We start from the raw sequence: 24,948 nt of genomic DNA, 5'->3' as shown, positions 1-24,948 counted from the left end.
AGCCTTAACAGGACAGCCACAGTGGCCGTCCCTGAGTCGGATCAGTATCCTAGCACCTCCTCGCCCGCCGACGCTAAGACCAAGCGGGCAGTCCAACAGGTTAAAAAACGAATGAATGCTCTAGCCCGCCGCGCCGCAGGCCTGCTGCTCAGCACAGTTTGTCTGCCCCTTTCAGCTTTGGCTGCCGATCCACAACCCACCCACGAATTCACCCTCGACAACGGCCTCAAGGTCGTCGTGCGCGAAGATCATCGTGCGCCGGTGGTGGTTTCCCAGGTCTGGTACAAAGTGGGCTCGAGCTACGAAACCCCGGGCCAGACCGGTTTGTCCCACGCCTTGGAACACATGATGTTCAAGGGCAGCGCCAAGGTCGGCCCCGGCGAAGCCTCGCTGATCCTGCGCGACCTGGGCGCCGAAGAAAACGCGTTCACCAGTGACGACTACACCGCTTACTACCAGGTGCTGGCCCGTGACCGCCTGGGCGTGGCCTTCGAGCTGGAAGCCGACCGCATGGCCAGCCTGCGCCTGCCGGCCGATGAGTTCAGCCGCGAAATCGAGGTGATCAAGGAAGAGCGCCGCCTGCGCACCGACGACAACCCGATGTCCAAGGCCTTTGAACGTTTCAAGGCCATGGCTTTCCCGGCCAGCGGCTATCACACGCCAACCATCGGCTGGATGGCCGACCTGGAACGCATGAAGGTCGAGGAACTGCGCCACTGGTACCAGGCCTGGTACGTACCGAACAACGCCACCCTGGTGGTGGTCGGCGATGTCACGCCGGACGAGGTGAAAACCCTGGCCCAGCGCTACTTCGGCCCGATCCCCAAGCGTGACGTCCCGCCCGCCAAGATTCCGCTGGAGCTGGCCGAGCCCGGCGAGCGCCTGCTGACCCTGCACGTGCAAACCCAGTTGCCAAGCGTCATGCTCGGTTTCAACGTGCCGGGCCTTGCGACTGCCGAGGACAAGCGCTCGGTACAAGCCCTGCGCCTGATCTCGGCCCTGCTCGACGGCGGCTACAGCGCGCGTATCTCCGAGCAGCTGGAGCGCGGTGAAGAACTGGTCTCCGCCGCCTCCACCAATTACGACGCCTATACCCGCGGCGATACCCTGTTCATGCTGAGCGCCACGCCTAACCAGCAGAAGAAAAAGACCGTCGCCCAAGCCGAAGCCGGCCTGTGGCGCCTGTTGGAAGAGCTCAAGGCCAAGCCGCCCACCGCCGAAGAACTCGAGCGCATCCGCGCCCAGGTGATAGCGGGCGTGGTCTACCAGCGCGACTCCATCACCAGCCAGGCCACGGCCATTGGCTCGCTGGAGACCGTCGGTCTGTCGTGGAAGCTGATGGACACTGAGCTTGCCGACCTGCAAAGCGTGACCCCGGAAGATATCCAAAAGGCTGCGCGCACCTATTTCACCCGCGAACGTCTGAGCGTCGCCCATGTTTTGCCCGAGGAGACCGCTCATGAGTGACCGCAAAAGCAGCCGCCTGATTCTGCCCGGCCTGATCGCCGTTACCCTCTGCGCGGCCAGTGCCGTGTACTTCCTGCGCCCGAGCGAATCGGTTGCCAGCCCGGCGCTGGACAAGGCTCAATCGGCCAGCAAGCTGCAATCGCTGGCTGATCTGGACGGTAAAGCACCGACCAACCGCAAGCTCGATGTGCAGACCTGGACCACCGCCGAAGGCGCCAAGGTGCTGTTCGTCGAAGCCCATGAATTGCCGATGTTCGACGTGCGCATCCTGTTCGCCGCCGGCAGCAGCCAGGACGGCAACGTGCCGGGGCTGGCCTTGATGACCAATGCCATGCTCAACGAAGGCGTGCCGGGCAAGGACGTCAGCCAGATCGCCAGCGGCTTTGAAGGCCTGGGCGCCGATTTTGGCAATGGCGCCTACCGCGACATGGCCCTGGTGTCCCTGCGCAGCCTGAGCGATAGCGACAAGCGCGAGGCCGCACTGGCGCTGTTCGATGACGTGATCGGCAAGCCGACGTTCCCCGCCGATTCACTGGCGCGCATCAAGAACCAGATCCTGGCCGGCTTCGAATACCAGAAACAGAACCCCGCCAAGCTGGCGAGCATCGAACTGTTCAAGCGCCTGTACGGCGACCACCCGTACGCACACCCAAGCGAAGGCACGCCTGAAAGCGTTCCGGCGATTACCGTGCAACAGATGCAGGCCTTCCACGCCAAGGCCTACGCGGCGGGCAATGCGGTGATCGCGGTGGTCGGCGACCTGACCCGTGCCGAAGCCGAAGCCATGACCGCCAAGGTTTCTGCCGCGCTGCCCAAGGGCCCGGCCCTGGCGAAGATTGCCCAGCCGACGGAGCCCAAGGCCGGCCTGAGCCGTATCGAGTTTCCCTCCAAGCAAACCCACCTGCTGTTCGCCCAGTTGGGCATCGACCGTGCAGACCCGGATTACGCAGCCTTGTCCCTGGGCAACCAGATTCTCGGCGGCGGAGGCTTCGGCACCCGCTTGATGAGCGAAGTGCGCGAAAAACGCGGCCTGACCTACGGCGTGTACTCCGGTTTCTCGCCGATGCAGGTGCGCGGCCCGTTCATGATCAACCTGCAGACCCGCGCCGAAATGAGCGGCGGCACCCTGCGTCTGGTCGAAGACGTGGTGGCTGGCTACCTCAAAAACGGCCCCACCCAGAAAGAACTGGATGACGCCAAGCGCGAACTGGCCGGCAGCTTTCCGCTGTCCACCGCCAGCAACGCCGATATCGTCGGGCAGTTGGGGGCCATGGGTTTCTACAACCTGCCGCTGAGCTATCTGGAAGATTTCATGAAACAATCCCAGGCCCTGACCGTAGAGCAGGTCAAGGCTGCAATGAACAAACACTTGAGCGCCGACAAGATGGTCATCGTGACCGCCGGCCCGACGATTGCGCAAAAGCCACTACCGCCCCCCACTGATAAACCCGCCGAGCAGCCGCTCGGGGTTCCGGAGCATTAATGGCCAGTTCATCTCGCCCGAAAAAACCTGTCCACAACGTGCATAACGGTGTGGGCCAACTGCGCATCATTGGCGGTGAATGGGGCAGCCGCAAGCTGAGCTTCCCCGATGTCGTGGGCCTGCGTCCGACCCCGGATCGCGTGCGCGAAACCCTGTTCAACTGGCTGGCGCCGTACATCGGCGGCGCCAAGGTACTCGACCCGTTTGCCGGCAGTGGCGCGTTGTTCCTGGAGGCGCTGTCCCGTGGCGCAGCCCAGGCACAGGCGCTGGATGCGAGCAATGTGGCGGTGTCCAGCCTGAAGGAACACTTGGGTACCTTGCGCTGCACCAATGGCCAGGTCCAGACCGCCGACGCCTTGCGCTACCTGGAAACCCAGGCCGCCAGCGAATACGACGTGGTGTTCCTCGACCCACCGTTCAACCAGAACCTGCTGCCGACCGTGTGTGCGTTGCTGGAAGAACGCCAGTGGCTGGCGCCGGATGCGTGGATCTACACTGAAAGCGAGACCGCGCCGTCGACGCTCGGCCTGCCGGGCAGCTGGCGCCTGCACCGGGAGCAGAAATCCGGGCGGGTGTATTACGCGCTGTGGCACCGCGCCCTGTAGGAGCGAGCTTGCTCGCGAAGGTCGAACAGGCGGCACAGGCTGCCTGATAGCGCTGCGTCATCGTTAACGTTTTTCGCGAGCAAGCTCGCTCCTACGGGGGGCGTGGCAAGCTCGTCCGGCAGCGAGTATTTCATGACTCCCTCTGTGGACCGCTTCAAACCCGCCTTCGGCCTCGGCAACCCCCACCTGCAAACACTGTGGGGGCCGCTGTGGCGCCCGACCACCCACATCGAGCGCCAACGCGAACGTCTGTGGCTGGAAGACGGCGACTTTCTCGACCTCGACTGGCACGGCCCCCACGACGCGCAAGCGCCGCTGGTGCTGGTGTTGCACGGGCTGACCGGTTCGTCCAATTCGCCTTACGTCGCCGGCCTGCAAAAAGTCCTCGCCGCGCAAGGCTGGGCCAGCGCGGCATTGAACTGGCGCGGCTGTTCGGGCGAGCCGAACCTGTTGGCTCGCAGCTATCACTCCGGTGCCAGCGAAGACCTGGCGGCGGCGATTGCTCATCTGCGCACCAAGCGACCTTTGGCGCCCCTCTATGCGGTGGGTTATTCCCTGGGCGGCAACGTGTTGCTCAAGCATTTGGGCGAAACCGGTGCGGCTTCGGGGCTGCAAGGCGCGGCGGCAGTGTCGGTGCCGTTTCGCCTGGACCAATGCGCGGATCGTATCGGACTGGGGTTTTCGCGGATCTACCAGAAGCATTTCATGCGCGAGATGCTGGCGTATATCCGCGTCAAGCAACGCCAGTTTTTGCAGGATGGCCGTGAGGAAGGGCTGAAAACCCTGGAGGCACTGGGCTCCCTGGAGAAGATGCGCACGTTCTGGGACTTCGATGGGCGAGTGACTGCGCCGTTGCATGGTTTCTTGAGTGCTGAGGATTACTATCGCCGCGCCTCCAGTCGCTACTACCTGGGCGCTATACGCACGCCAACCCTGATTATCCAGGCCGCCGATGACCCGTTTGTGTTTGCCCACAGCCTGCCCGAAGCCAGTGAGCTATCAGACTGTACGGAGTTTGAGTTGTTGGCCAAGGGTGGGCATGTGGGGTTTGTAGAGGGTTCGCTGAAACGCCCCGGCTACTATCTGGAACGCCGCATCCCCCAATGGCTACTGGCACAACATAGGTAAAAATGTGGGAGGGGGCTTGCCCCCGATAGCGGTGTGTCAGTCAGTACATCTGTTACTGATCCACCGCCATCGGGGGCAAGCCCCCTCCCACATTTTGATTGAGTTCACAGGCCAATTGCTCAGTCGCCTGTTGCCACTTCCCGCTTGGGATCCGTAATCCACTCACTCCAAGACCCCGCATACAACTTGCCCAACGGATACCCCGCCAAGCTCAGCGCAAACAGGTTATGGCACGCCGTTACCCCCGAACCGCAATACGCCACCAATTCTTCCGGCGGGCGCCCCTGCAACTGCGCGGCAAAACGCTGCCTGAGCTGTTCAGCCGGCAAAAAGCGCCCATCACTGCCCAGGTTTTCATTGAAGGCCGCGCACTGCGCACCGGGAATATGCCCGGCAATCGAGTCGATGGGCTCTACTTCACCACGAAAACGCGGCTGGGCGCGGGCGTCGATCAAGGTCAGGCCGGGCTGACCCAGGCGTTTTTGCACATGCTCGGCATCCAGCACCAGCCGATTATCCGGCATACCGGTGAAGGTGCCCGGCTCAGTCACTGGCGCATCCAGGCTCAAGGGGAAACCGGCGCTGTGCCAGGCCTTGAGGCCACCATCGAGAATAAACACGCCATCACGCTTGCCCAGCCAGGTCAGCAGCCACCAGGCACGGGCGGCATAGGCACCGGCGCCGTCGTCATACAGCACCACGTCGGTGTCGGCACTGATGCCCCAAGCTCGCAGCTGTTCGGCGAAGGTGTCCGCCGCAGGCAACGGATGACGGCCGGTCACACCCTTGATCACCTTGCCGCTGAGGTGGCGCTCCAGGTCGGCATATTGCGCCCCTTCGATATGCCCTTCGGCATAGCTGCACAGCCCGTAATCCGGGTCTTCCAGGGCAAAGCGGCAATCGAGGATCACCAGCCCGGCCGACTGCTGGCGCTCGGCCAACGCCTGGGGGCTGATCAATTGGGCAAGCGGCATGACTGACTCCTGTGCATACAAAGGGGAAAGGTCCTACTTCACTTCTTCCAGTGCCTGGTTCAATGGCACGTAAAACTCTTTGAACAACGCATCCACCGCGGCTTTGGCCTGGGGCGTGACGAAACCCGCCTCCAACACCAGCACCTGGTATACCCCACGCTTTATCGCTTCGGCGCTCAAATGAGTGGAGTTTTCATTGGTGGTGCACAGGAACCGTACCCAGGAGGTGAGGATAATCCAGGCATTAAGGGTCAGGGCTTCGGTTTGCACCGGGTCCATTGTGAGAATGCCTGCGTCGACAAAGCCCTGGTAGATCGCTCCGCCCTGAATCAGACAGCGCTGGGAAAACCGTCGGTAGCCAGTGGCCAGCTCCGGGTCGCTTTCCAATAAGTGTTCAAGGTCGCGGTGCAGGAAGCGGTAGCGCCACATGCCGGCCAGTACGGCCTGCAGGTAGAAACGTTTGTCTTCCACCCTCATCGCGCGCCCTTGGGGCGGGCGTAGGAAACTGTCCACCAACGCTTCGTATTCGCGGAACAGCACGGCGATGATCGCCTGCTTATTGGGGAAGTGGTAGTACAGGTTGCCCGGGGAAATTTCCATATGGGCGGCGATATGGTTCGTGCTGACACTGCGCTCGCCCTGCTGGTTAAAAAGCTCCAGGCTGGTTTGCACAATGCGCTCGCTGGTCTTTACTCGTGGTGCCATAGGGATCAGCTTCCAAACACGGGATGGGGCATCTTACGGCCTATGCCGGTCAGGTTAAATCCAGATGTTACTGCAATGTTTATTTGACAATTTAGAGCAATGACTCTAAAAATCCAGGCAGACCTATAACAAACGGGATCGCGCCATGTCTGCCAACGTTGCCTACCTGCCAGAATCCCAGGCGCTGGATCATCTCCAGGACCTGTTCGAAGCGCAACGTCGCGCCTACGCCGCCAACCCGATGCCGCCGGCCGCGCAACGCCGTCAATGGCTCAAGGCCCTGCGCGATGTGCTCAGCAACGAACGCCAGGCGCTGATCAACGCAATCAGCCAGGACTTCAGCCATCGCAGCGCGGACGAAACCCTGTTCGCCGAGCTGATGCCCAGCCTGCAGGGTATTCACTACGCCAGCAAGCACCTCAAAGGCTGGATGAAACCTTCCCGCCGCGCTGTAGGCATTGCCTTTCAACCCGCGTCGGCCAAAGTCATCTACCAGCCGCTGGGTGTAGTGGGCGTCATCGTGCCTTGGAACTACCCGCTGTACCTGGCCGTCGGCCCGCTGGTCGGCGCCTTGGCCGCCGGCAACCGGGTGATGCTCAAGCTCAGCGAGTCCACGCCGGCCACCGGTGAACTGCTCAAGGCATTGCTGGCGAAAATCTTCCCCGAGGACCTGGTGTGCGTGGTGCTCGGCGAAGCCGAAGTCGGCATGGCGTTTTCCACGTTGCGCTTCGATCATTTGCTGTTCACCGGGGCCACCAGCATCGGCAGACATGTGATGCGTGCGGCCGCCGAACACCTCACGCCGGTCACCCTGGAGCTGGGCGGCAAATCGCCAGCCATCGTTTCCGCCGATGTGCCGCTCAAGGATGCTGCCGAGCGTATCGCCTTCGGCAAGGCGTTGAACGCCGGGCAAACCTGCGTGGCACCCGACTATGTGCTGGTACCGGAGGATCGTGTGGAGGGCTTCGTCGAGGCTTACTCCGAGGCGATTCGCGGGTTCTATCCGACCCTGACCGACAACCCGGACTACACGGCCATCATCAACGAACGGCAACTGGCCAGGCTCAATGCCTACGCCAAGGATGCCACCGACAAGGGCGCCACCCTGATTGCGCTGTACGACCAGGGCCAGGCACGGCGCATGCCTCACAGCCTGCTGCTGAATGTGAGTGACGAGATGACGGTGATGCAGGATGAGATCTTTGGTCCGCTGTTGCCGATCGTGCCCTATCGCGGCATTGATGAGGCCTTCGCCTACATCAACCAGCGCCCGCGTCCACTGGCCCTGTATTACTTCGGCTACAACAAGAGCGAACAGGACCGTGTGCTCCACGAGACCCACTCCGGCGGCGTGTGCCTGAACGACACCCTGCTGCAGGTGGCCCAGGATGACCTGCCGTTTGGTGGCATCGGCCCCTCCGGCATGGGTCATTACCACGGTCGCGAAGGTTTCCTGACATTCAGCAAGGCCAAGGGCGTACTGGTCAAACAGCGTCTGAACGCGGCGAAGTTGATCTACCCGCCCTACGGGAAATCCATCCAGACGTTGATCCAGAAGCTGTTTATCCGCTGAAACCGCCACCACCGGGACAATAAAGACAATGAACCCCAGCCTGACTGAAACACCTGCGCTGTCGCGGCGCGGCGTCTTGAAAATCGGCCTGTGCGCCAGCGCCTTCCTGGCGACCGCCGGGCTGGGCGCCAGCCTCAGCGGTTGCTCGAGCAGCACGCCGGCCAGCGGTTTTGCAATGTTGCGCGCCAGTGACTTGCCGTTCCTGCGCGCGGTCATCCCGGTGCTGCTGGAAGGCGCAGCCAGCCCGCAGGTCGTCAGCGCCGGGTTGGAAGACACCCTGAAAAAGCTCGACTACAGCCTTCAGCACCTGTCGCCGGAAATGTTCAAGCTCACCCAACAGCTGTTCGACGTGTTGAGCCTGGGCATTACCCGAGGACCGTTGACCGGCATCTGGGGAAGTTGGGAAAACGCCGGCAGCGAGCAGATCCGCAACTTCCTGCACCGCTGGGAAAACAGCTACCTGAACCTGCTGCGCATGGGCCAGGGCTCGCTGCTCAAGCTGGTGATCATGGCCTGGTACTTCCGGCCCGAGTCCTGGGCCCATTGCGGCTACCCCGGCCCGCCGAAGATCTGATCTGCATCCCTCACAATAAAAAAGAGACGACCCTGATGCCCGTACCCGATCTGTTCCGCGACGGCTTGGCCCGTGGCTGGAAAACCCACAATGGCGCCGCCCTCGACAGCGACCTGACCCTGGAAGCCGACGTGGCCATCATCGGCAGCGGCGCCGGTGGCGGCACCACCGCGGAAATTCTCAGCGCCGCCGGCTACAAGGTGCTATTGATCGAAGAAGGCCCACTCAAGACCAGCAGCGATTTCAAGCTGCTGGAAGACGAAGCCTATGCCAGCCTGTACCAGGAAGGGATCGGGCGCATGAGCAAGGACGGTGCGATTACCATCCTGCAGGGCCGGGCAGTGGGCGGCACCACGCTGATCAACTGGACCTCCAGCTTTCGCACCCCCGATGCCACCCTCGCCCACTGGGCCAGCGAATACGCGGTGAAGGGCCATAGCAGCGCCGAAATGGCGCCGTGGTTCGAGACCATGGAACAGCGCCTGGGTATTGCGCCGTGGGCCCTGCCGCCGAACGCCAACAACGACGTGATCCGCAAAGGCTGCGAAAAGCTCGGCTACAGCTGGCACGTGATCCCGCGCAATGTGCGCGGCTGCTTCAACCTGGGTTATTGCGGCATGGGTTGCCCGGTCAACGCCAAGCAGTCGATGCTGGTGACCACCATCCCCGCCACCCTGGACAAAGGCGGCGAGCTGCTCTACCTGGCCCGAGCCGAGCGCCTCAACTACAGCGGCGACACGATCAGCAGCCTGGAATGCGTGGCCATGGACGCACGCTGCGTAGCCCCTACCGGGCGCACGATCAGCGTGAAGGCCAGGCATTACGTACTCTCGGGCGGCGGCATCAACAGCCCGGCACTGCTGATGCGCTCGGACGCGCCCGACCCGCATTCACGGCTGGGCAAGCGCACCTTCCTGCACCTGGTGAATTTCTCCGCCGGGTTGTTCGACGAGGTGATCAATCCGTTCTACGGGGCGCCGCAGTCGATCTATTCCGACCACTTCCAGTGGCAGGACGGCACTACCGGTAAAATGTCCTACAAGCTAGAAGCACCGCCCTTACATCCAGGCCTGGCGAGTACCTTGTTTGGCGGCTACGGGGCGCAGAATGCCTTGGACATGAGCCGATTGCCCCATACCCACGCCATGCTCGCGCTGTTGCGCGACGGGTTTCACCCCGACAGCCCTGGCGGCGCAGTAGAACTGCGCGGTGACGGTACGCCGGTGCTCGACTATCAGGTCTCGCCCTATGCCTGGGACGGCCTGCGCCGGGCCTTTCACAGCATGGCCGAGATTCAGTTCGCGGCGGGCGCCACCTCGGTCAAGCCCCTGCATCACGACGCCCGCTACGTGAACACCTTGGCCGAGGCGCGCAGCGTAATTGACGGGTTGAACCTCCAATTGCATCGGACCACCCTGGGCAGCGCCCATGTGATGGGCGGTTGTGCCATGGGCGAAGACCCGAAAAACGCGGTGGCCGACAGCCTTGGGCGCCACCACCAATTGCGCAACCTGTCGATTCACGACGGCTCGCTGTTTCCCACCAGCATTGGGGCAAATCCCCAGTTGTCGGTGTATGGATTGAGCGCCCAACTGGCGTCAGCCTTGGCCGAACGTCTGAAAACAGCGTGAAAAACCGTTCGATTCACGGCATTTATCTCCATAAGTCGACTTGGCCGACCGGGATGGCTGCGATACCATCCGATTCCCCAACGGACTCCGCCAGGACGACGCGATGAACCGAGTGTTGTACCCAGGTACCTTCGACCCGATTACCAAAGGCCATGGCGATCTGGTCGAACGCGCCTCTCGCCTGTTCGACCATGTGATCATCGCGGTTGCCGCCAGCCCCAAGAAAAACCCGTTGTTTCCCCTGGAGCAACGCGTGGAGCTGGCACGTGAAGTCACCCGGCACCTGCCTAATGTGGAAGTGGTGGGCTTTTCGACACTGCTGGCGAACTTTGCCAAGGAGCAGAACGCCAATGTGTTCCTGCGTGGCCTGCGCGCGGTGTCGGATTTCGAATATGAATTCCAGCTGGCCAACATGAACCGCCAATTGGCGCCGGACGTGGAAAGCCTGTTCCTCACGCCGTCGGAACGTTATTCGTTCATTTCCTCGACGTTGGTGCGCGAAATCGCCGCTTTAGGCGGAGATATCACCAAGTTCGTGCACCCGGCCGTCGCGGACGCGCTCACCCTGCGCTTCAAGAAGTAAGACCGCTCACTCGGCGCCCGCTCGCACTGCGGGCGCCAATGCGGCACAATTGCGCGCATTCGTTTTCAATGCCCTGGCTGACAGCCCTGGCAGGAGTTTTCATGTCCCTGATCATCACCGACGATTGCATCAATTGCGACGTCTGCGAACCCGAGTGCCCGAACGCTGCGATTTCCCAGGGTGAAGAGATCTATGTGATCGATCCCAACCTGTGCACGCAATGTGTCGGCCACTACGACGAACCCCAGTGCCAGCAGGTGTGCCCGGTGGATTGCATTCCGCTGGATGAGGCGCATCCGGAGACTGAAGAGCAGTTGATGGAGAAGTATCGGAAGATTACCGGTAAGGATTGAGGTTCTTTAGCGCCTGTAAAGGCCTCATCGGGGGCAAGCCCCCTCCCACACTTTGATTTGTGAATACATTCAGAATGTGGGAGGGGCGGTGCGACGATTCGACTTGCCCCCGATGGCGATATCAGCCATCACACAGCAATCAGCTCTGACACTTGGGACAAAACACACTCGCCCGCTGCCCCAGCAGCACATTGCGCAACTCGGTCCCGCAGACCTTGCACGCCTCGCCGCCTCGGCCATACACGAACAGTTCCTGCTGGAAATACCCCGGCTGCCCGTCGCCGCCGATAAAATCGCGCAAGGTGGTACCGCCCCGCTCGATCGCTGCAGCCAGCACGCGCTTGATTTCGATCGCCAGCCTCAGGTAACGCGCCCGCGATATACCGCCCGCCGCACGACGCGGATCGATCCCCGCCGCAAACAGCGCTTCGGTCGCATAGATATTGCCCACGCCCACCACCACGGCGTTATCCATGATGAACGGCTTCACTGCCATCGACCGTCCACGGGACTGCTGGAACAAGCGTTCGCCATCAAACAGCGCGGTCAACGGCTCGGGCCCCAGGCGGATCAGCAGCTCGTGGTTGTGCGGGTCCTGGCTCCAGAGCATTGCGCCAAAACGCCGGGGGTCGGTGTAGCGCAGGGCCAGGCCGGATTCCAGCTCGATGTCCACATGTTCATGCTTGGCCGCAGGCATGCCCACTTCCACCAGGCGCAGGTTGCCCGACATGCCCAGGTGGCTGATCAAGGTGCCCACTTCGGCGTTGATCAACAGGTACTTGGCGCGCCGCTCCACCAGCACGATGCGCTGCCCGGACAGGCGCACATCAAGGTCTTCGGGGATCGGCCAGCGCAGGCGACGCTCACGCACCACCACTCGGCTGACGCGCTGGCCCTCCAGGTGAGGGGCAATCCCGCGCCGGGTGGTTTCGACTTCTGGTAACTCAGGCATGTGTACCTCGGGAAGAAAGGCTCAGTGCGCGCCCAGTTCGCGGATCGACAACTTCATGCTTTCGAAGTCGTAGTCCGACAGGCCCACGTAATCGAGCACCAGAGGGCTGATCGCATCCCACTCATGGTCAACGGTCTGGTTGCCCAGCACGCGATAGGACGAACAGATGTGCTCGGCCATTTTCAGGATCGCCAGCAGGTTCTTGAGGACGGGGTTGCGCGACGACTCATCGCTGAAAATCGCCAGGGCGTTGTGGTGATTGGCGATGGCGTCAGTGACATGCTCCGGCAGGCGCCAGGACTTGGCGGTGTAGTAACCCACCACGGCATGGTTAGTGTTGAACGCGTTGTTCTCGGTGTCGACCACGCGGCAATCCGGACCGGCATTGGCGTAGGCCTGCTCCAGCACCGTCATGTAGTTCGGGAACCGCTTGAGCATCAGCGGCACGCCGCAGTCGTGGAACAGGCCCAGGGCATAGGCTTCGTCAACCGTCTGGGAGCCGGTGCGCTTGGCCAGGCTCAGGCAAGTCATGGCCACATCCTGGGCCGTGTCCCAGAAGCGGTTGAGCGTGACAATGGTGTCGTCGCTCATCTCGCCCTTGATCGACAGCGCATTGATCAGGTTGATGACCGAGCGGCTGCCCAACAGGTTCACCGCGCGCTGAATCGAGGCGATCTTGTTGCTCAGGCCGTAATACGGCGAGTTGACGATCTTCAGTAATGCGCCGGACAGGCCCGGGTCCTGGGCGATCAACCGGGCGATCACTTCCAGGTCCGGGTCGGGCATGTACTGCTCCATCTGCAAATCCACCATGATTTGCGGCTGGGGCGGTACGCTGATGCCTTGCAGGACCTGCTGGATCTGTTCGGCGGAAAGCTCTTGGGACATAAGTACACACTCTGGGCTAGGTGTGGATTCTACCCTTTAAGCAGACCGGGCCGACACCCAAATGCCCGATTGAAACTCGATCAAATGCGGGAGGGGGCTTGCCCCCGATTGCGGTATATCAGTGAAAGATGAGCTGACTGACCCACCGCTATCGGGGGCAAGCCCCCTCCCACATGTCCGGCGGCGCCGCCAAGCAATGCACAACACGGTATACTCCCGCTCTTTTTTCCGGAGCGACGTCATGTCCCTGCCAAGCCTGCGTCTCAAAGCCAACGCCGATCGTCGTTTGCGCAACGGCCACCTGTGGGTCTACAGCAACGAAATCGACGTGGCCGCCACCCCACTCCACGGCTTCCAGGCAGGCGACCAGGCTATCCTGGAAGCGGCCGGCGGCAAGACCCTGGGCATCGTGGCCATGAGCCCGAACAACCTGATCTGCGCCCGCCTGCTGTCGCGTGACATCAAGTTGCCGCTGGACAAGTCGCTGCTGGTGCACCGCCTGAACGTCGCCCTGTCCCTGCGCGATCGCCTGTTCGACAAGCCGTTCTACCGCCTGGTCTATGGCGATTCCGACCTGCTGCCGGGCCTGGTGGTCGACCGTTTCGGCGACATCCTGGTCGTGCAGATCGCTTCGGCGACCATGGAAGCCCACAAAGAGGACGTGATCGCTGCCCTGACCCAGGTGCTCAAGCCCAGCGGCATCCTGTTCAAGAACGACTCCGCCGCGCGCGACGCCGAAGGCCTCAACCGCTACGTCGAAACCGTGTTCGGCCTGGTGCCGGAATGGGTGGCGCTGGAAGAAAACGGCGTGAAATTCGAAGCCCCGGTGATCCAGGGCCAGAAAACCGGCTGGTTCTACGACCACCGCATGAACCGCGCACGCCTGGCGCCGTATGCCAAAGGCAAGCGCGTGCTCGACCTGTACAGCTACATCGGCGGCTGGGGCGTGCAAGCCGCCGCTTTCGGCGCCAGTGAAGTGTTCTGCGTCGACGCGTCGGCCTTCGCCCTCGACGGCGTGGAGCGCAACGCCGCGCTCAACGGCGTGGCCGAGAAGATGACCTGCATCGAAGGCGACGTCTTCGAAGCGTTGAAAGAACTGAAAGCCAGCGAAGAACGCTTCGACGTGATCGTCGCCGACCCACCGGCCTTCATCAAACGCAAAAAAGACATGAAAAACGGCGAAGGCGCCTACCGCCGTCTGAACGAGCAAGCCATGCGCCTGCTCAGCAAGGACGGCATCCTCGTCAGCGCCTCGTGCTCCATGCACCTGCCCGAAGACGACCTGCAGAACATCCTGCTCACCAGCGCCCGCCACCTGGACCGTAATATCCAGATGCTCGAACGCGGCGGCCAGGGCCCGGACCACCCGGTGCACCCGGCGATTGTCGAAACGCGGTATATCAAGAGCATTACGTGCCGGTTGTTGCCCAATAGCTGACGCCGACCACCTTGTAGGAGCGAGCTTGCTCGCGAAAAACCCGAGAACGCCGCGGAGTATCAAATACCCCGCGTTATCGTTGACGCTCTTCGCGAGCAAGCTCGCTCCTACAGTGATGGCTCACACCATTAAAGGAAATGGCTCACAGCACTTCTGATTGAATTCCATTTTTCGCAGGCTAGTATCGGTTTCTGGTTTTACTCCGGAAAACAAAAACAATGTCTGGGCCCACGCTCTCCCGCTTCACCCTCATCACCTGCATTTCCCTGATTAGCTTCTTCCCGATCAATATCCTGCTCCCGTCGTTCCCTGCCCTGTCTGCCCAATTCGACACGCCCAGCGCAGACATCGCGCTGTCCATCAGCCTGTTCACCCTGGTGTTTTCGATCTCGCAACTGATCGCCGGCCCATTGTCGGATAAATGGGGGCGCAAGGAAGTCCTGCTCGGGTGCATCCTGCTTTCCATCCTCGGCGCGATAGGCTGTGCATGGGCACCGGACTACCTGACGTTCCTATTGTTTCGCACAGTGCAAGCCATGGGCTGTGGTTTCTTTGTGCTGGGCCATGCGCTGGTGGAAGACCTGTTCGACGAGCAAGACCGCGCCCGCGTTCGTCTGTATTACATGACCTTGAGTGGCTCGTTCGTCGCGCTGTCGCCGCTGATCGGCTCCTGGCTGCAAACCACGTTCGACTGGCAAGGCAGCTTCTACGGCTTCGCGCTGATGGCTACGGGCATGTTGATCCATGCGCAGTGCATCCTGCCCACCAAATCCGCCAGTACGCATCGAGCACCGGTGTCCATCGTCGGCACACTCAAGGCCGTCGCCGCCAACCACGATTTCCTGCGCTACTGGTGGATTGCAGCGTTGGTGTTCGCCTGCTACTTCGCCTTGATCAGTGTGACACCGCTGATCTTCATGGATGCGCTGAAACTCTCTGAATACGAGTACGCGCTCGTGTTAATGGTGTACGGCGTCGCCTATCTGCTGGGTGGCCTGGTGGCTTCCTACCTGCAGAAACGCATCCCGCTGTCACGGCAGATCAATATCGGCCTCGGCTTGTTGCTCGGCGCCGGTGTGTTGTTGACGCTGATCGTCAGCCTGCAAGCCATCACCAGCGTGACCCTGCTGATACCGATGCTGATCAGCGCCCTGGCCGTGACCTTGGTGCGCCCGGCCGCCATTTCGGCGGCGATGTTGCTGTTTTCAAGCAGCGCGGGGACGGCGGCATCAGCGGGTAACAGCATCATGTTCCTCACCGCCGCCGTCAGCAGCGCCGCCCTCGCGCAAACCGGTGCCCATTTACTGATGACCATTGCTGTCAGCTTCATTGTTTTGAGCCTGTGGGGTTGGCTGACGAATGCCAGGATCCATCGCTGACGCCTTCCCCTTGTAGGAGCGAGCTTGCTCGCGAAGAACGAATAGACGCCACGGGCTACCTGATAGCGCTGCGTTATCGTTGACGTTCTTCGCGAGCAAGCTCGCCCCTACAGGTAGAGGTGCCTTATAGCCAGATGGCGTCCCATAGCGGGTATTGGCCAATGTGCTCGACCAAGCCTGCGCGCAGTGGGTTTGCGACGATGTAGCGAGCCATTGCCTTCAAGTCCTCCTCACGACGCAGCGCCCTGTCGAAATAGCCTTTTTGCCAAAGCACTCCGAAGGACTGTCTTGCCTTATTGACTGCACGGGCACTTCGCGATTTGGTTCGCTGCATGAGCCTGGGCAAATCGCCGTTGTGCAACTCCACCAGCCAGTGGAAATGGTCGGGCATGACCACCCAGGCCAGTGACGTTGCATCTCCATCTTCCTGAGCCTTTCTGAATTCGCGGACCAGCAAGCGACCGATAAGCCAGTCTTGAAAAATGCGTTGCCGTTGATGGGTGACAGCCGTTAGCAAGTAGATACGGCCCGATTCTGAATAGCGCCCTTTACGCAGCCGATAAGCATTTTGCTGAGTGGACATTCCTTCGTCCTCTTCTGTGATTGGAAGAGAAACGGTAGGAGCTGAAGCGCCAATCAGCCCTCAAACAATTGTTCTGGATATGTCCGTCCTTGTAGGAGCGAGCTTGCTCGCGAAAAACAAATAGACGCCACGGGCTACCTGATAGCGCTGCGTTATCGTCGACGATCTTCGCGAGCAAGCTCGCTCCTACAGGTAGACGGCCATTCCCTCCAGCCGTCAGCGGTGTAGAATCGGCCCTATTCATCGCCAGTCATCCCCCGGCGGGTTTATGAGCTCGAGGCCCAAGCACGCGGCGATCCCGCGACGCGAGTGGCAACTTCCGGACACACGGCCATTTTCTGAGTGTTCCAGACGTCAATAGAAGCTCACTCCCCTTTGATACCGATTAGCCGCCCGGAGTGCTCCAATGCCTGATTACCGCTCGAAAACATCCACCCACGGCCGCAACATGGCCGGCGCGCGCGCATTGTGGCGTGCCACGGGGATGAAAGATGACGACTTCAAGAAGCCGATCATCGCGATTGCCAACTCGTTTACCCAGTTCGTACCCGGCCACGTCCACCTCAAGGACCTGGGTCAACTGGTCGCCCGCGAGATCGAACGCGCCGGTGGCGTGGCCAAGGAATTCAATACCATCGCCGTGGATGACGGCATTGCCATGGGCCATGACGGCATGCTGTATTCCCTGCCGAGCCGCGAGATCATCGCCGACTCCGTGGAGTACATGGTCAACGCCCACTGCGCCGACGCCATTGTGTGCATCTCCAACTGCGACAAGATCACCCCCGGCATGCTGATGGCCGCCCTGCGCCTGAACATCCCGGTGATCTTCGTCTCCGGCGGCCCGATGGAAGCCGGCAAGACCAAGCTTGCCTCCCATGGCCTGGACCTGGTCGACGCCATGGTCATCGCCGCCGATTCCAGCGCGTCTGACGAGAAAGTCGCCGAATACGAGCGCAGCGCCTGCCCGACCTGCGGTTCGTGCTCCGGCATGTTCACCGCCAACTCGATGAACTGCCTGGTGGAAGCCCTGGGCCTGGCGTTGCCGGGCAACGGTTCCACACTGGCCACCCACAGCGACCGCGAGCAGCTGTTCCTGCAGGCCGGCCGCACCATCGTCGATCTGTGCAAGCGTTACTACACCGAGAACGATGAGTCGGTGTTGCCGCGCAATATCGCCAACTTCAAGGCGTTCGAAAACGCCATGACCCTGGACATCGCCATGGGCGGTTCCACCAACACCATCCTGCATTTGCTGGCCGCCGCCCAGGAAGCCGAGATCGACTTCGACCTGCGCGACATCGACCGCCTGTCACGCCACGTGCCGCAGCTGTGCAAGGTCGCGCCGAACATCCAGAAGTACCACATGGAAGACGTGCACCGCGCCGGCGGGATCTTCTCGATCCTCGGCTCCCTGGCCCGTGGCGGCCTGTTGCACACTGACCTGCCGACCGTGCACAGCAAATCCCTGGCCGAAGGCATTGCCAAGTGGGACATCACCCAGACTGACGACGAAGCGGTGCATCACTTCTTCAAGGCCGGCCCGGCGGGCATCCCGACCCAGACCGCGTTCAGCCAGTCGACCCGTTGGGACACCCTGGACGACGACCGTGAAAACGGCTGCATCCGCAGCGTCGAGCACGCCTACTCGCAAGAAGGCGGCCTGGCCGTGCTGTACGGCAACATCGCCCTCGACGGTTGCGTGGTGAAAACCGCCGGTGTGGATGAATCCATCCACGTCTTCGAAGGCCGCGCCAAGATCTACGAAAGCCAGGACAGCTCGGTTCGCGGCATCCTCGCCGACGAAGTGAAAGAAGGCGACATCGTGATCATCCGCTACGAAGGCCCCAAAGGCGGCCCGGGTATGCAGGAGATGCTCTACCCCACGTCCTACCTGAAATCCAAAGGCCTGGGCAAAGCCTGCGCGTTGCTGACCGACGGCCGTTTCTCCGGCGGTACTTCGGGCCTGTCCATCGGCCACGCTTCGCCGGAAGCTGCTGCCGGTGGCGCGATTGGCCTGGTGCAGGATGGCGACAAGGTGCTGATCGACATCCCGAACCGCTCGATCAACCTGTTGGTCAGCGATGAAGAACTGGCGGCGCGCCGGGTCGAGCAGGACAAGAAGGGCTGGAAACCGGTGGAGAAACGTCCACGCAAGGTGACCACCGCGTTAAAGGCGTATGCACTGCTGGCGACCAGCGCCGACAAGGGCGCCGTGCGTAACAAGGCGATGCTGGATGGGCTGTAAGTCTAATCTGCCTTCGCTCTATCGCTGCCCCTGAAAAATGCCCCGTACCCACGGGGCATTTTTTTACCCCGCCTGACGCGCCGCGTCCCTTGCACTGCCATCTGGAACCCTTTTACCGAATCGCCCACCAAGCGAGACGATCGATTTAACCAAAGGGTGGTGCGATGAAAATATCGGACGGCGTTCCTCCAGCAGAATTTCGGGCCCAGGACTACGCCCCCTCTGCACCTCAGCGCTCTGAAAACAGCACCAGGCGTTTACGTCCTGACGAAATGGCCAACACCTTGCTCGGCAAAACCATAAGCCCTGAAACTGCGTTTCGGATGAGGGAAATGGTCACGGTAGACAGCCGAGGCATGATCACTAAAGTTCAACCCAGGCACTTGTCCAACAGCAACTTTACAGACATCTCCAATTCAATCACTGCGCCACTGACTCAGCGCCCACAGCCTGCGCAAGAGCTGATAAGGACGCCCAAGGAAGTGCTGTTGGCGTTGACCCTTGCGATTGCAGAGTCGGAACTGGATACCTCGATCAAAACGCCCATCATCGAGCACCTTAAAGTAAGCTGGCTGGATAACAGGAGTTCAAGAGACATTACGCAAAACCTTATAACGCAGCTTCAGCGCGACCTGTCATTCGAACCGGAAAAAAACCAGGCGTTGCTGTCGAGAATAGAGGAGATATCAAATACCCTGGAAAAGGAATTTTATATTACCAAACGCAATGACAATTACTATGGACGGCTTTTCGACACTGCGTTTTCAGAATATGTAATTAATAATCCCACGGCACAATCGCACCACATCAACGAATTGCTGACGCAAAAACTTCTAACGGACTTCAATAGTTATCCACCTGCCATGCAACTCGCGCTGTGCGCGGAAATCCATCAGAGGATGCGCGACGACCCACCCGGATGGCGCGAACAGATCAAGGAAACTCAAGAATTCCTGCGAGCCTTCGATACGCAAAAATTTACCGCCATGCTGCAAAGTCGCGACCCTTATGCGATTCCATTGACCTTGTCGCTGGCAGTGAAATATATGTTGGTGGCCCCCAATTTACGGCCACTGGCGGAGGTGGCAACGCAGCACTATATCGATGTCATCGAGAACCAGCGAGAGCGGATTGAATCTCTTGAAAACAGCAACTTTCGCAGCGATCGATACGGGCTATTGCTACCTTATCAGTCAGCACCACAGCAACCGACCCGCCTGCAGGGCACCAAGGGCATCAGGCCGATTGACTGCTACCAACTTACCACACAGAAAATAACTCCCCACAATCGAGCCGCGCTGCACGCTGAGCGTGCAATAGGCACCGGCATGTCCGGCAGCACCAACGTGTTGAACTACTTATTTAAAAGTCTGATCGAGGAAGGCAAGGTATTTTCCATGGAGCATGCGAAAACCCTGACGGCGGCCTATCTCACCTTCAGCGGAGGCCACTCGCTTAACGAAGCCTATACGGTGTTTTCGTATAACGATCAGAAAAACTTCACGCCTTTATTATTCAATCAACTGGCAGGCGCGGACCAATATAACGCCGACGCAGTAGAATACGCTTATCAAAGAGTGCTTGATGCCTGCAAATTATTGAACACTTCACGCTCGAGGCATTGATTTTATAGGTACTTTTTAAATACCCAGCACTGAATTGCCTGAAAAATCAGGAAAGGGCGTAAACCGCCGTCTGTAGGAGCGAGCTTGCTCGCGAAAAACGTCAACGATAACGCGCGCTTCCTGAATGAACGCGGTGCCTGTGAGTTTTTCGCGAGCAAGAGCTAGGCGCCCCCTCGCTCCTACAAAAAGCGTTATTAGCGCAAGCCCCTCCCACATTTTTTACTGCGCCCAGCCTGTTACTGAATGTCTTCCGGCTTGACGATCACCCAGTTCTTGTCCGCCGTTACCGGCAACCCTTCCTTGGCCTGCGCCGCCGCGTGCTTGGCGATCATGCCATTAAGCTGGGTCATGTATTTGTCCTTGCGGTTGATCCACAAGTGAATGCCGCCCTTGGCCACATCCACGTCATGAAACAGCATGTAGCCATCGCTGGTTGGCGTGTCGCCGCCGACGATCACCGGTTTTTTCCATTCGTCGATATAGGTGAGGATCGCCGCGTGCTTGCCGGCCATCCAGGTCGCCGGGGTCCACAGATACGGGGTCAGTTCCAGGCCGAGGTTGGCCTTCTCGTCATACTTGCCGGCGGCAATCTGTTTGCGCGCGGTGGTCAGTTCGCCTGTGTTGCGGTCCTTGAGCAGGGTGGTCACGCCGATCACATTCTCGGGTTTGACGTTGTAGCCATACTTCGGATCGGCAGCGACCATGCGCACCAGTTCCTCGGAGGCGGCGGTCATCACGTACACCTCGATGCCGTTCTCCATCAGCTTGTTGTACAACTCAGCCTGGCCGGTGAAGACTTTCGGTGGCTGCACCTCGGACTTTTTCACCGTATCGCCTTCGAAATAGCTGACGGGAACGGGTTTGCCTGAGGCCATCAATTCGTCGACCTGGACCTTGAGCTCCTTGAGCGTAAACCCGGAAAACACCTGGGCCACCCACGGGTAGCACACCATGTCGTCCACTTCGCAGAGGCGATAGTAGTAACTGAACAGGCTTTCCTTATGATCGGCGGTGTCCTTGAACGGCATCAGCTTGAGCGACGGATCGAGGCTGTCGCGGGTGATCAGGCCCTTGTTTTCCATGTACGGCAGCAAGGACTCTTCAAGGTCGTAGCGGTAGCTGGTGTTGTCCATGTCGAACACCGCGAAGTTACCCTTGTTGGCGTTGGCGGCGATCATCTCGTTCAACTGTTTGGCGGCAGGCGCCGGCCAGTGTTTCAACTCGGTGGCGGCGAATACCTGGCTGGCGAGTCCGAGGCAAAGCGCGGCGGCAAGCAATTTCGGCGCGAGCTTCATAAGCGTTTCTTCCTGAGTGAAAAACATCGACGCTAACAAATCCCTGTGACAGTTCCCGTGTCGAGCCCGACCGTGTGCATCCTGATCGCGCCAGGGTCGTACGCCAGAGCGTCAAGCGCTTATTCCAAAAACGACAGTCACCATTCCATATCGGTATTAAATCAATATATTTCAAGCTGTTAGGCTTCCCGGTTCGCAATCGCAGGCTCACGCGATTGGCTGCCTTCTCAACGGAGCTTCAATGAATCTTCCCCTGATTCTCAACTTACTGGTGTTCGTGGCCCTGCTGCTGGGCCTGGCACAAACCGGCCGTACGAACTGGAGCCTGGCCAAGAAGGTCCTGTTCGCCCTGGTGCTTGGCGTGGTGTTCGGTGTGGTGCTGCACGCCATCTACGGGGCCGGTCACCCGGTACTCAAGGCCTCCATCGGCTGGTTCGACCTGGTCGGCAACGGCTATGTGCAACTGCTGCAAATGATCGTGATCCCGCTGGTGTTCGCCTCGATCCTCAGTGCCGTGGCGCGCCTGCACAACGCCTCGTCCCTGGGCAAGATCAGCTTCCTGACCATCGGCACTTTGCTGTTCACCACCGCGATCGCGGCGCTGATCGGTATCGGCCTGACCAACCTGTTCGGCCTCACCGCCGAAGGGCTGGTCGCCGGTACCCAGGAAATGGCGCGCCTGCAAGTGATCCAGAACGATTACGCGGGCAAGGTCGCCGACCTGAATATCCCGCAATTGCTGCTGTCGTTCGTGCCGGCCAACCCGTTCGCCGACCTGGCCCGGGCCAAGCCGACGTCGATCATCAGCGTGGTGATTTTCGCCGCGTTCCTGGGGGTTGCCGCGCTGCAACTGCTCAAGGACGACGTGGAAAAAGGCCAGAAGGTGCTCAACGCCATCGACACCCTTCAAGCCTGGGTGATGCGCCTGGTGCGCCTGGTCATGAAGCTGACCCCGTACGGTGTTCTGGCGCTGATGACCAAGGTGGTCGCCAGCTCCAACCTGCAGGACATCATCAAGCTCGGCAGCTTTGTCGTGGTGTCGTACCTGGCCCTGGGCCTGATGTTTGTGGTGCATGGCCTGTTGCTGTCGCTGGCCGGGGTCAATCCGCTGCGCTTTTTCCGCAAGGTGTGGCCGGTACTGACCTTTGCCTTCACCAGCCGCTCCAGCGCCGCCTCGATCCCCTTGAGTATTGAAGCGCAGACACGCCGCCTGGGTATCCCGCAGTCCATTGCCGGTTTCGCCGCTTCGTTTGGGGCAACCATCGGCCAGAACGGCTGTGCAGGGCTCTATCCGGCGATGTTGGCGGTGATGGTCGCGCCGACCGTCGGCATCAACCCGCTGGACCCGCTGTGGATCGCGACGCTGGTGGCGATTGTGACCCTGAGCTCGGCCGGTGTGGCGGGCGTGGGCGGTGGTGCGACCTTCGCGGCATTGATCGTGCTGCCGGCCATGGGCTTGCCGGTGTCACTGGTGGCGCTGCTGATTTCCGTGGAGCCGCTGATCGACATGGGCCGTACGGCGCTGAACGTGAATGGCTCGATGACGGCGGGGGCGATTACCAGCCAGATCATGGGGCAGACGGACAAGGCGTTGCTCGATGCCGATGAGCATGCTGAGTTAGCGCAGGTCTGATAGAGCGCTATCGGGGGCAAGCCCCCTCCCACAGTTGACCGAGTTCCAACAGAAGAATGCGGTCCAATGTGGGAGGGGGCTTGCCCCCGATGCTTTTAAGCTTTCTCCCAGACTTCAAAGTTGTAAGCCGGTTTATCCCCTTCGGCCGGGTTCTCCACATTCGACACCAGCTTCCACTGGTTCGCATCAAACGCCGGAAACCACGCATCCCCTTCAGGGCTCAACGCCACCCGGGTCAGGTACAGGCGATCCGCCTGCTCCAGCCCCTGGGCATACAACTGCGCGCCGCCGATCAGCATCAGCTCGTCCACGCCCTGGGCCTTGGCCCATTCCTCCGCGCGCGCTATCGCCGCCTCCAGTGACGCAAACACTTGCGCACCTTCGAGCACCAGGTCGGTCTGACGACTGACCACAATGTTCAGCCGCCCCGGCAACGGTCGGCCCAGGGAATCCCAGGTCTTGCGCCCCATGATGATCGGCTTGCCCAGGGTGGTGGCCTTGAAATACTTGAAATCCCCCGGCAAATGCCAGGGCATGCTGTTGTCGACGCCGATCACGCGGTTTTCACCGAGGGCTGCGATCAGGCTTAAAGGGAGAGTTTTTTTCATGCCGACGAGAATACCAGAGCCCCGCGCAGCTTTCCCCAACAGGGTGCACAGCGGTTATGCTCCAACCTCACGAACACAACAGGATGGCGCGTGACTGCACTAAACCCGCTGCACAACCTCTGGCTGACCGAAACCGTACGCCTGCGTGAAGAACACGCAGGCCCTCTGGAAGATCTCGAAGCCAACCGCCTGGCCCGCACGGCCGGTGGCGACCTGCCGACGCGCATCGTGCATCGCGCGCTGCACCTGGCCGAACGCGATGGCCTGACCGGCGCCCTCACACGCTGGCAGCAAGGCGCACGCCTGGCCCTGGTGCTGCTGGCGATCGTCGCGATTTTCAGCGGCGCCGGCCTGGCGTTTGCCGCCCTGGGCAACGGCCTCGCCCCGGTGAATGTGTTCTGGGCCCTGGGCAGCCTGCTCGGCCTGAACCTGATCCTGCTGCTCAGTTGGGCCCTGGGCCTGGTGTTTGCCGGCGAACACAGTGCCAGCCTCGGGCGCTTGTGGCTGTGGCTCAGTGAAAAACTCGCCCGCGACGCCAAGGCCGCGCAACTGGCGCCGGCGCTGCTGCTGTTGCTACAGCGCCAGAAGCTCAATCGCTGGGCCGTCGGCGTCCTGGTCAACAGCCTGTGGTCACTGGCGTTGCTCAGCGCCATGCTGATGTTGCTGATGCTGCTCGCCACCCGGCGTTACGGCTTTGTGTGGGAAACCACCATCCTCGGTGCCGACACCTTCATCGCTGTCACCCAGGCCCTCGGCACCCTGCCCGCTTTGCTCGGTTTCAACGTGCCGACCGTCGACATGATCCGCGCCAGCGGCGACTCCGCCCTGAATATCGAAAGCGCCCGCCAAGCCTGGGCCGCCTGGCTGGTGGGCGTGCTGCTGGTCTACGGCCTGTTGCCCCGAGCGGTCCTTGCCCTGTTCTGCCTGTGGCGCTGGAAAATCGGACGTGCGGCATTGCGCCTGGACCTCAACCTGCCCGGCTACGCCCAACTGCGCGAACGCCTGATGCCCAGCAGCGAACGGCTTGGGGTCAACGATGCCGCCCCCGAACAGTTGCATCACGTCAGCGGCGGCGTCAGCGAGATGCAAAGCGATGGAGCCTTGCTGGTGGCCGTCGAACTCGATGATCAGCACCCCTGGCCGCCCAAACTGCCCGCCAATGTGAAGAACGCCGGCATCCTCGACAGCCGCGAATCGCGCAACAAACTGCTGGAACAACTCAG

Annotated in this window: 21 protein-coding genes and 1 pseudogene; 15 read left to right on the top strand and 7 right to left on the bottom strand. The window is 60.9% G+C overall.

All coding sequences use genetic code 11. From position 1 onward, the window contains the following. Positions 1–111: 111 nt before the first annotated feature. From BFP90_RS05045 to BFP90_RS05030, 4 genes are all read left to right on the top strand, one after another. A complete protein-coding gene (locus BFP90_RS05045) occupies positions 112–1,467 on the top strand; it encodes a M16 family metallopeptidase (RefSeq protein ID WP_065885340.1) in 1,356 nt (451 codons plus the stop codon). Continuing rightward, positions 1,460–2,950, top strand: a complete 1,491-nt coding sequence (locus BFP90_RS05040; RefSeq protein ID WP_065896140.1) for a M16 family metallopeptidase — start codon at positions 1,460–1,462, stop codon at positions 2,948–2,950. Before BFP90_RS05045 ends, BFP90_RS05040 begins: the two co-directional genes overlap by 8 nt. Further along, on the top strand, positions 2,950–3,555 hold the full coding sequence (rsmD, locus tag BFP90_RS05035) for a 16S rRNA (guanine(966)-N(2))-methyltransferase RsmD (RefSeq protein ID WP_057723500.1): 606 nt from the start codon (positions 2,950–2,952) through the stop codon (positions 3,553–3,555). The genes BFP90_RS05040 and rsmD overlap by 1 nt, the downstream gene beginning before the upstream one ends. Positions 3,556–3,687: 132 nt before the next feature. Beyond that, the gene (locus tag BFP90_RS05030; RefSeq protein ID WP_065896139.1) at positions 3,688–4,683 is read left to right on the top strand and encodes a hydrolase; all 996 of its coding nucleotides are present in this window, start codon (positions 3,688–3,690) and stop codon (positions 4,681–4,683) included. A 119-nt stretch (positions 4,684–4,802) separates the two neighbouring features. Here BFP90_RS05030 and BFP90_RS05025 read toward each other — a convergent pair whose 3' ends face one another. After that, complete coding sequence (locus BFP90_RS05025; protein WP_065896138.1) at positions 4,803–5,657, bottom strand: sulfurtransferase; 855 nt, start codon at positions 5,655–5,657, stop codon at positions 4,803–4,805. Positions 5,658–5,690: 33 nt separating this feature from the next. Continuing rightward, complete coding sequence (locus tag BFP90_RS05020; RefSeq protein WP_065891586.1) at positions 5,691–6,362, bottom strand: TetR/AcrR family transcriptional regulator; 672 nt, start codon at positions 6,360–6,362, stop codon at positions 5,691–5,693. 130 nt (positions 6,363–6,492) lie between these two features. Here BFP90_RS05020 and BFP90_RS05015 point away from each other — a divergent pair. The 5 genes and pseudogenes from BFP90_RS05015 to BFP90_RS04995 all read left to right on the top strand — a co-directional run. Then, positions 6,493–7,935, top strand: a pseudogene (locus BFP90_RS05015) (coniferyl aldehyde dehydrogenase); the annotation flags it as partial. A gap of 28 nt (positions 7,936–7,963) precedes the next feature. Further along, a complete protein-coding gene (locus BFP90_RS05010; RefSeq protein ID WP_065896136.1) occupies positions 7,964–8,509 on the top strand; it encodes a twin-arginine translocation pathway signal protein in 546 nt (181 codons plus the stop codon). Between the two features lie 35 nt (positions 8,510–8,544). Beyond that, the gene (locus BFP90_RS05005) at positions 8,545–10,140 is read left to right on the top strand and encodes a GMC family oxidoreductase (RefSeq protein ID WP_065896135.1); all 1,596 of its coding nucleotides are present in this window, start codon (positions 8,545–8,547) and stop codon (positions 10,138–10,140) included. A gap of 103 nt (positions 10,141–10,243) precedes the next feature. Beyond that, positions 10,244–10,723 carry a pantetheine-phosphate adenylyltransferase gene (gene coaD / locus BFP90_RS05000; protein WP_065896134.1) on the top strand — a complete coding sequence of 160 codons (480 nt, stop codon included), beginning with the start codon at positions 10,244–10,246 and terminating at the stop codon, positions 10,721–10,723. Between the two features lie 101 nt (positions 10,724–10,824). After that, positions 10,825–11,076: a YfhL family 4Fe-4S dicluster ferredoxin gene (locus BFP90_RS04995; RefSeq protein WP_065885332.1), complete on the top strand. Its 252-nt coding sequence runs from the start codon at positions 10,825–10,827 to the stop codon at positions 11,074–11,076. 139 nt (positions 11,077–11,215) lie between these two features. On the opposite strand, the gene mutM is transcribed toward BFP90_RS04995, so the two are convergent. Further along, the gene (mutM, locus tag BFP90_RS04990) at positions 11,216–12,028 is read right to left on the bottom strand and encodes a bifunctional DNA-formamidopyrimidine glycosylase/DNA-(apurinic or apyrimidinic site) lyase (RefSeq protein ID WP_065885331.1); all 813 of its coding nucleotides are present in this window, start codon (positions 12,026–12,028) and stop codon (positions 11,216–11,218) included. 21 nt (positions 12,029–12,049) lie between these two features. After that, a complete protein-coding gene (locus BFP90_RS04985; RefSeq protein ID WP_065896133.1) occupies positions 12,050–12,916 on the bottom strand; it encodes an HDOD domain-containing protein in 867 nt (288 codons plus the stop codon). Positions 12,917–13,157: 241 nt separating this feature from the next. Here BFP90_RS04985 and BFP90_RS04980 point away from each other — a divergent pair, with 241 nt between their 5' ends. Both BFP90_RS04980 and BFP90_RS04975 read left to right on the top strand, forming a co-directional pair. Continuing rightward, positions 13,158–14,354, top strand: coding sequence for a class I SAM-dependent rRNA methyltransferase (locus BFP90_RS04980; protein ID WP_015886370.1), 1,197 nt, complete (start codon positions 13,158–13,160; stop codon positions 14,352–14,354). Between the two features lie 218 nt (positions 14,355–14,572). After that, positions 14,573–15,733, top strand: a complete 1,161-nt coding sequence (locus BFP90_RS04975) for an MFS transporter (protein ID WP_065896132.1) — start codon at positions 14,573–14,575, stop codon at positions 15,731–15,733. Positions 15,734–15,857: 124 nt separating this feature from the next. Here BFP90_RS04975 and BFP90_RS04970 read toward each other — a convergent pair whose 3' ends face one another. Beyond that, a complete protein-coding gene (locus BFP90_RS04970; protein WP_065896131.1) occupies positions 15,858–16,316 on the bottom strand; it encodes an REP-associated tyrosine transposase in 459 nt (152 codons plus the stop codon). 406 nt (positions 16,317–16,722) lie between these two features. On the opposite strand from BFP90_RS04970, the gene ilvD reads away from it, so the two are divergent. Beyond that, entirely contained in the window at positions 16,723–18,564 is a 1,842-nt protein-coding gene (gene ilvD, locus BFP90_RS04965) for a dihydroxy-acid dehydratase (RefSeq protein WP_065896130.1), read from the top strand. 164 nt (positions 18,565–18,728) lie between these two features. Next, the gene (locus BFP90_RS04960) at positions 18,729–20,189 is read left to right on the top strand and encodes a hypothetical protein (protein ID WP_141688927.1); all 1,461 of its coding nucleotides are present in this window, start codon (positions 18,729–18,731) and stop codon (positions 20,187–20,189) included. Positions 20,190–20,425: 236 nt separating this feature from the next. On the opposite strand, the gene BFP90_RS04955 is transcribed toward BFP90_RS04960, so the two are convergent. After that, positions 20,426–21,484, bottom strand: a complete 1,059-nt coding sequence (locus tag BFP90_RS04955) for a phosphorylcholine phosphatase (RefSeq protein WP_065896128.1) — start codon at positions 21,482–21,484, stop codon at positions 20,426–20,428. 241 nt (positions 21,485–21,725) lie between these two features. Between BFP90_RS04955 and BFP90_RS04950 the strand changes: the two genes are divergently transcribed. Beyond that, complete coding sequence (locus BFP90_RS04950; protein ID WP_065891596.1) at positions 21,726–23,117, top strand: L-cystine transporter; 1,392 nt, start codon at positions 21,726–21,728, stop codon at positions 23,115–23,117. 95 nt (positions 23,118–23,212) lie between these two features. On the opposite strand, the gene BFP90_RS04945 is transcribed toward BFP90_RS04950, so the two are convergent. Beyond that, entirely contained in the window at positions 23,213–23,725 is a 513-nt protein-coding gene (locus BFP90_RS04945) for a dihydrofolate reductase (protein ID WP_065896127.1), read from the bottom strand. A 90-nt stretch (positions 23,726–23,815) separates the two neighbouring features. Here BFP90_RS04945 and BFP90_RS04940 point away from each other — a divergent pair. Then, the coding region (locus BFP90_RS04940; protein WP_065896126.1) for a DUF2868 domain-containing protein at positions 23,816–24,948 on the top strand (1,133 nt) is incomplete at its 3' end.

This window comes from Pseudomonas sp. 24 E 13, from assembly GCF_900004715.1.
GTDB classification, from domain to species: Bacteria; Pseudomonadota; Gammaproteobacteria; order Pseudomonadales; family Pseudomonadaceae; genus Aquipseudomonas; species Aquipseudomonas orientalis_A.
The sequence above is the reverse complement of the archived record's forward strand: the minus strand, read 5'-3'. Positions and strand labels throughout refer to the sequence as shown.

Coding starts and splice junctions, on each gene's coding strand:
- BFP90_RS04985 (WP_065896133.1), bottom strand. CDS start 12,916: ATGTCCCAAGAGCTTTCCGCCGAACAGATCCAGCAGGTCCTGCAAGGC.
- BFP90_RS05010 (WP_065896136.1), top strand. CDS start 7,964: ATGAACCCCAGCCTGACTGAAACACCTGCGCTGTCGCGGCGCGGCGTC.
- BFP90_RS05045 (WP_065885340.1), top strand. CDS start 112: ATGAATGCTCTAGCCCGCCGCGCCGCAGGCCTGCTGCTCAGCACAGTT.
- ilvD (WP_065896130.1), top strand. CDS start 16,723: ATGCCTGATTACCGCTCGAAAACATCCACCCACGGCCGCAACATGGCC.
- coaD (WP_065896134.1), top strand. CDS start 10,244: ATGAACCGAGTGTTGTACCCAGGTACCTTCGACCCGATTACCAAAGGC.
- BFP90_RS04980 (WP_015886370.1), top strand. CDS start 13,158: ATGTCCCTGCCAAGCCTGCGTCTCAAAGCCAACGCCGATCGTCGTTTG.
- BFP90_RS05005 (WP_065896135.1), top strand. CDS start 8,545: ATGCCCGTACCCGATCTGTTCCGCGACGGCTTGGCCCGTGGCTGGAAA.
- BFP90_RS04945 (WP_065896127.1), bottom strand. CDS start 23,725: ATGAAAAAAACTCTCCCTTTAAGCCTGATCGCAGCCCTCGGTGAAAAC.
- BFP90_RS05030 (WP_065896139.1), top strand. CDS start 3,688: ATGACTCCCTCTGTGGACCGCTTCAAACCCGCCTTCGGCCTCGGCAAC.
- BFP90_RS04970 (WP_065896131.1), bottom strand. CDS start 16,316: ATGTCCACTCAGCAAAATGCTTATCGGCTGCGTAAAGGGCGCTATTCA.
- BFP90_RS04960 (WP_141688927.1), top strand. CDS start 18,729: ATGAAAATATCGGACGGCGTTCCTCCAGCAGAATTTCGGGCCCAGGAC.
- BFP90_RS04975 (WP_065896132.1), top strand. CDS start 14,573: ATGTCTGGGCCCACGCTCTCCCGCTTCACCCTCATCACCTGCATTTCC.
- BFP90_RS05020 (WP_065891586.1), bottom strand. CDS start 6,362: ATGGCACCACGAGTAAAGACCAGCGAGCGCATTGTGCAAACCAGCCTG.
- rsmD (WP_057723500.1), top strand. CDS start 2,950: ATGGCCAGTTCATCTCGCCCGAAAAAACCTGTCCACAACGTGCATAAC.
- BFP90_RS04995 (WP_065885332.1), top strand. CDS start 10,825: ATGTCCCTGATCATCACCGACGATTGCATCAATTGCGACGTCTGCGAA.
- BFP90_RS05040 (WP_065896140.1), top strand. CDS start 1,460: ATGAGTGACCGCAAAAGCAGCCGCCTGATTCTGCCCGGCCTGATCGCC.
- BFP90_RS04955 (WP_065896128.1), bottom strand. CDS start 21,484: ATGAAGCTCGCGCCGAAATTGCTTGCCGCCGCGCTTTGCCTCGGACTC.
- BFP90_RS05025 (WP_065896138.1), bottom strand. CDS start 5,657: ATGCCGCTTGCCCAATTGATCAGCCCCCAGGCGTTGGCCGAGCGCCAG.
- mutM (WP_065885331.1), bottom strand. CDS start 12,028: ATGCCTGAGTTACCAGAAGTCGAAACCACCCGGCGCGGGATTGCCCCT.
- BFP90_RS04950 (WP_065891596.1), top strand. CDS start 21,726: ATGAATCTTCCCCTGATTCTCAACTTACTGGTGTTCGTGGCCCTGCTG.